This is a genomic window from Halarchaeum acidiphilum MH1-52-1 (assembly GCF_000474235.1).
Lineage (GTDB): Archaea > Halobacteriota > Halobacteria > Halobacteriales > Halobacteriaceae > Halarchaeum > Halarchaeum acidiphilum.
On record NZ_BATA01000108.1, the window covers coordinates 1 to 4,335 of the forward strand.

The following is a 4,335-nucleotide window of genomic DNA, read 5'->3' on the forward strand; positions in this document are numbered from 1 at the left end:
CGACGAGGAGCGCGTGGAGTCGGTCGCCGAACGCCTCGATTTGACCGACGTGCTCGACGAGTACCCGGACTCGCTCCCACACGCGGACCTCCGGCGGTTGGAGATAGCTCGCGCGCTCGCGACCGACCCGGAGCTCCTGCTGCTCGACGAGCCGTTCGCAGGTCTGAATAAACAGGAAATGCGTAACCTCTCTGAGGCCATCACGGCGGTGCGTGACGACGGCATTACCATCGTTATCATTGACCACAACATGCGTGGACTCATGGCACTCGTCGACGAAGTACTCGTCCTGCACAACGGCAGGAAGCTGGTGCAAGGTGACCCGGACGCCGTGACGAGCGACGAACGCGTCCAACAGGCTTACCTCGCCGGCTGGGACGAGGACGATGAGGAGGTGCCGGCGGAATGAGCAGCGATACGAAGCTCTCCGTCGGCGACGTCAGCGTCCACTACCACCGATCGCAGGCACTCTACAATATCTCCCTTAACGTGAGTGAGGGCGAAATCGTCGGCCTCATCGGTCCGAACGGTGCGGGAAAGACAACTCTCCTGAACGCAATCTCGGGCCTGAAGGAGTACGAGGGCTCGATTTCCTTCAAGGGGACCGAGACCGGTGAGACTGAGCCGTACGACCTCGTCTCACTCGGATTGACGCACTGCACAGAGAACCGCGATCTCTTCCCCTACCTCTCTGTGGAGGAGAACCTCGAGATGGGCGCGTTCGCTCGGGGAAACGACTACCTCGAGGAGAACCTCGAGATAGTTTACGACCTCTTCCCGCGGCTGGACGAACGCCGCTCGCAGAACGCGGAGACGATGAGCGGCGGGGAGCAACAGATGCTCGCCATCGGTCGCGCGCTGATGACCGAGCCGGACCTCCTAATGATCGACGAACCGACACAGGGGCTCGCGCCCGTCATCATCGAGTCGATCCATGATGCCTTCGAGGAGCTCGCGGCGCGCGGACAGACCGTCTTCCTCGTCGAGCAGAACGCGGTGTTCGCGATGGAGCACGCAGAGCGCCTCTACCTCCTGGAGAACGGTGAGATCACACGATCCGGAACCGCATCGGAGTTCCGGGAGGACGAGTACATCAGGGATGCCTACATCGGCATCGCCTAACGCGTTCTCGCCTCTCATCCATCCACACCTCGTTCTCGGTTGATCGCGAACCGAGCGCGACGGACAGTTTATGTTGCCGGCCTGTGATAGAAGGATGTGGTCACTCACGATATCACAGTCGTCGGCGGCGGCTGTATCGGTTGTTCGATCGCCCGATCACTCGCGGATCGCTCGGACCTCGACGTGGCAGTCGTCGAGAAGGAACATCAGCTCGCAGCGCACCAGAGTGGGCGGAACTCCGGCGTCCTCCACCCGGGGTTCAACTACGAGCCCGACTCCCTGAAAGCCCAATTCGCTACGGAGGGGACGGCCCGCATGAAGACGTACGCGGCCGAGCGAAACATTCCCCTCGACGAGTGCGGCGTCCTCGTTGTCGCGTTGGACGCCGTAGAGGAAGAACGCCTCAACACCCTGCACGCGCAGGCCCGGGAGAACGGCGTAGAGACGGAGATCCTCGAGGACGAAGCCGAGATTGAAGCGCATGAACCTCACACGTCGGGTCGCGCGGCACTCTACGCGCCGGGCGCCGCGTCCATCGACGCCGTTCAGTACGTCCACTCCCTCGCCCGGGACGCCGTATCGCTCGGCGTCGACTTCTACGTGGACACGTGCGTCGAGGGCGTCTCACGGACCTCCGAGGGCTACCGGCTCCACACGTCCTCAGGCGACCTCCGAACGCGCTACGTCGTCAACGCGGCCGGCCTGCACGCGGATTCCGTGGCGTCGGCCTTCGACGTAGGCGAGGACCTTCAGGTCGTTCCGTTCCGCGGAGAGTACTACGAACTCGTCCCCGATCGCCGCGAGCTTTGCCAGTCGATGATCTACCCCGCGCCGGACCCCGAACTTCCCTTCCTTGGCGTCCACTACACTCGGCGGACGGACGGGAAGGTCATCGTCGGGCCGAACGCCGTACTTGCGTTCGGCCGGGAAGCCTACGAGAATACGGACGTCAATGTCGGCGACCTCGTGGAGACCCTCTCTTACCGGGGGTTTCAGCGGCTGATCGCGTCCCCGAAGATATTGCGCGTCGCCTGGGACGAACTGCATAAGTCCTACCGGAAAGAGCGATTCGTTGAAGCGGCGCGGAAACTTGTCCCCGGCGTCCGCGGCGCGGACTTCCGGAAGAGCTACGCGGGGATCCGCGCGCAACTCGTCAGCGCGGACGGCTCGCTCGTGAAAGACCCCGTGTTTGAGCACGCATCAGACTCGACACACGTCCTCAACGCGGTGTCCCCGGGGTTGACGTGCTCGCTGCCGTTCGGCGATCACGTCTCCAAGGCTGTGATCGAGAACTTCGATCGGTGAGTGCGCGGTCCGTCAGAGATTGAGGTGGTCGCCAGCGTCGAGGTTGTGGATCGTTGCGCGCTGCGTGACACCGTTCTCCTCACAGTAGTGAGCGAAGTGTATTGGTTTCTCGGAACCTGGTGGGTAGTGCATGGGAACGAAGTGCTCAGAGGGAAGCCAGTCCGCGACGAGCGCGGCCTCGTCAGGATGAAGTTCCGCGTAGTAGCCGTCGGCCTCGCCGACGGGGATAAGCGTCACCGTGGGCTCGTAGAGTTCGCCGTAGAGTTCGATGTCGCCGAAGATTGCGGTGTCACCCATGTGGTAGACGCGCTCGCCGCCAATTGTGAAGACGTACGCCATTGCGGGGCCAACGACACCCTCGTCGACGTACGCCGACTGGTGGTGGGCTTCGACGACCTTCGCCTCCCACCCGTCGCCCTCGTAGACACCGCCGTATACGACGTTCTCAAGGAGGGAATCGTCGACGCCGCGGTCGGCGAGGACGGACGCGGTCGCCACGTCGCAGACGAGGGGGACGCCGAGGCGCTGGACGATATCTGGCGCGTCGCCGAGGTGGTCGAAAGCGCCGTGGGTGACGACGACCGTGTCCACGTCCTCAACGTCATCACCGGTCACGTCCGTGTGCGGGTTGTCCGTCAGCCAAGGATCGATGAGGATGGTGGCTTCGTCTGACTCGAGTCGGAACGCCGACTGCCCGTAGTAGGTGATTTGCATGCTATCATATTCCTATGTATGATAATAATTGTTTGGTTTCCACTCCGGGTGGTGATTAGTTACTTGACTTCGCACGTTAAACGAACACCCTATCGATCTGGTGCACTAGCTCGTCGATACTACGGTCTGGACTAGTCAGTACCCACGAAAGAAGATTCTGAACGCTTTCACGGAAGGATCGCTTGACATCGTTGCGAAGTGAGCTTGCATGCGCAAGAATTATTTTAAGAGCGCTGGTTACAGCACCGAACTTGAGGAGGCTGTAGGCCAGCATCAGCAGGGGCCAGTACTGACTGGCACTTGCGGCGTGCCGTAACTCGCAGTCTCCAAAACCCAGATTCTGCTTGGTGTCTTTAAAGAACGTTTCCACATGCCATCTCATCGCGTACAACTCGATGAGATGGCTCGCTGACGCGTCGATCTTGTTCGTCACGATGTACTTCACACTCGGTTCGTCGCTCGACTCTTTCTCGGTGACCGCCCAGTTTTACCTCGCCAAGACGGCCTACCTCACGGTTCTGTGTCAGATATAGTGGGTTTTGCTGTTGATCGTGCGTGGCACCGTGTCGATGCGCTCGGCTAGCGCATCGACACGGATCCGTTCACCACCGTAGGTGACGTACGCATTGCTCTCGACGGCGGAAACCCATTCTTTGCCGTATCCTTCGAGATACGTGACGATCTCCTCGGAACAGTTAGAGTATATTGAAGAGATAGGTGTCTGTCGGGAGGTGGATGTCATAGAACGATTAGCACACCAAAGAGCAGGGTGAATGCTGAGGTGGATGAGTTCAGCGACCCTGTAGGATGATCCTTCGGTAGAGTCGTTCTTCAATGTCGTGGAGACGCTAGCGCTGTTCGAGCATCTCTCCTTTGAGTTCCTCGACGAGTTCGACGTGTTCGCCCCGGCGGAGACGGGGCGAACACGAGACCCCGAACCACCAGAGCTGATGCGTGGCTTCCTCCACTGCTACTACAAGGACATCAACGGCATTCGTCCGGTTGAGCGGGAGCTTCGGAACATGGTTGTCTGGCTGAACTGTGGATTCAATCGACCGCCGTCCATCCATGTTCGGATAACACTCCCCGTAATATTTCTCTAACTGCTATACGGTCTGTCTCAGGTGTTCTCGTAGGAATCGTGCTAGCCTCAGATCCGGCTACTCTGCTTCTACGAGCTTAGCCGAACATGGA

At 60.2% G+C, this 4,335-nt stretch carries 6 protein-coding genes and 1 pseudogene; 4 read left to right on the plus strand and 3 right to left on the minus strand.

The window, feature by feature from the left end; translation table 11 throughout:
• The 3 genes from AOZ13_RS12945 to lhgO form a co-directional block, all read left to right on the plus strand.
• Positions 1–409, plus strand: a 409-nt coding sequence (locus AOZ13_RS12945) for an ATP-binding cassette domain-containing protein (protein ID WP_148294602.1), incomplete at its 5' end; no start/stop codon positions are given.
• Positions 406–1,122 (plus strand): ABC transporter ATP-binding protein, encoded by a 717-nt coding sequence (locus tag AOZ13_RS12950; RefSeq protein WP_020221302.1) that lies wholly within the window; start codon positions 406–408, stop codon positions 1,120–1,122. The genes AOZ13_RS12945 and AOZ13_RS12950, both read left to right, overlap by 4 nt.
• A 96-nt stretch (positions 1,123–1,218) precedes the next feature.
• Positions 1,219–2,427: an L-2-hydroxyglutarate oxidase gene (lhgO, locus tag AOZ13_RS12955; RefSeq protein ID WP_020221301.1), complete on the plus strand. Its 1,209-nt coding sequence runs from the start codon at positions 1,219–1,221 to the stop codon at positions 2,425–2,427.
• Between the two features lie 12 nt (positions 2,428–2,439).
• On the opposite strand, the gene AOZ13_RS12960 is transcribed toward lhgO, so the two are convergent.
• The 3 genes from AOZ13_RS12960 to AOZ13_RS14080 all read right to left on the minus strand — a co-directional run bounded on the left by AOZ13_RS12960 (position 2,440) and on the right by AOZ13_RS14080 (position 3,883).
• A complete protein-coding gene (locus AOZ13_RS12960) occupies positions 2,440–3,141 on the minus strand; it encodes a metal-dependent hydrolase (RefSeq protein WP_021780801.1) in 702 nt (233 codons plus the stop codon).
• A gap of 76 nt (positions 3,142–3,217) precedes the next feature.
• Positions 3,218–3,586, minus strand: a complete 369-nt coding sequence (locus tag AOZ13_RS12965; RefSeq protein ID WP_020221299.1) for a transposase — start codon at positions 3,584–3,586, stop codon at positions 3,218–3,220.
• A 78-nt stretch (positions 3,587–3,664) separates the two neighbouring features.
• Complete coding sequence (locus AOZ13_RS14080) at positions 3,665–3,883, minus strand: hypothetical protein (RefSeq protein ID WP_021780803.1); 219 nt, start codon at positions 3,881–3,883, stop codon at positions 3,665–3,667.
• Between the two features lie 97 nt (positions 3,884–3,980).
• Between AOZ13_RS14080 and AOZ13_RS12970 the strand changes: the two are divergent.
• Positions 3,981–4,205, plus strand: a pseudogene (locus tag AOZ13_RS12970) (IS5/IS1182 family transposase); the annotation flags it as partial.
• Between the last annotated feature and the right edge of the window lie 130 nt (positions 4,206–4,335).

What these genes read in the sequence shown, in the direction of transcription:
- AOZ13_RS12960 (WP_021780801.1), bottom strand. Translation starts at nt 3,141, where the DNA reads ATGCAAATCACCTACTACGGGCAGTCGGCGTTCCGACTCGAGTCAGAC.
- AOZ13_RS14080 (WP_021780803.1), bottom strand. Translation starts at nt 3,883, where the DNA reads ATGACATCCACCTCCCGACAGACACCTATCTCTTCAATATACTCTAAC.
- AOZ13_RS12950 (WP_020221302.1), top strand. Translation starts at nt 406, where the DNA reads ATGAGCAGCGATACGAAGCTCTCCGTCGGCGACGTCAGCGTCCACTAC.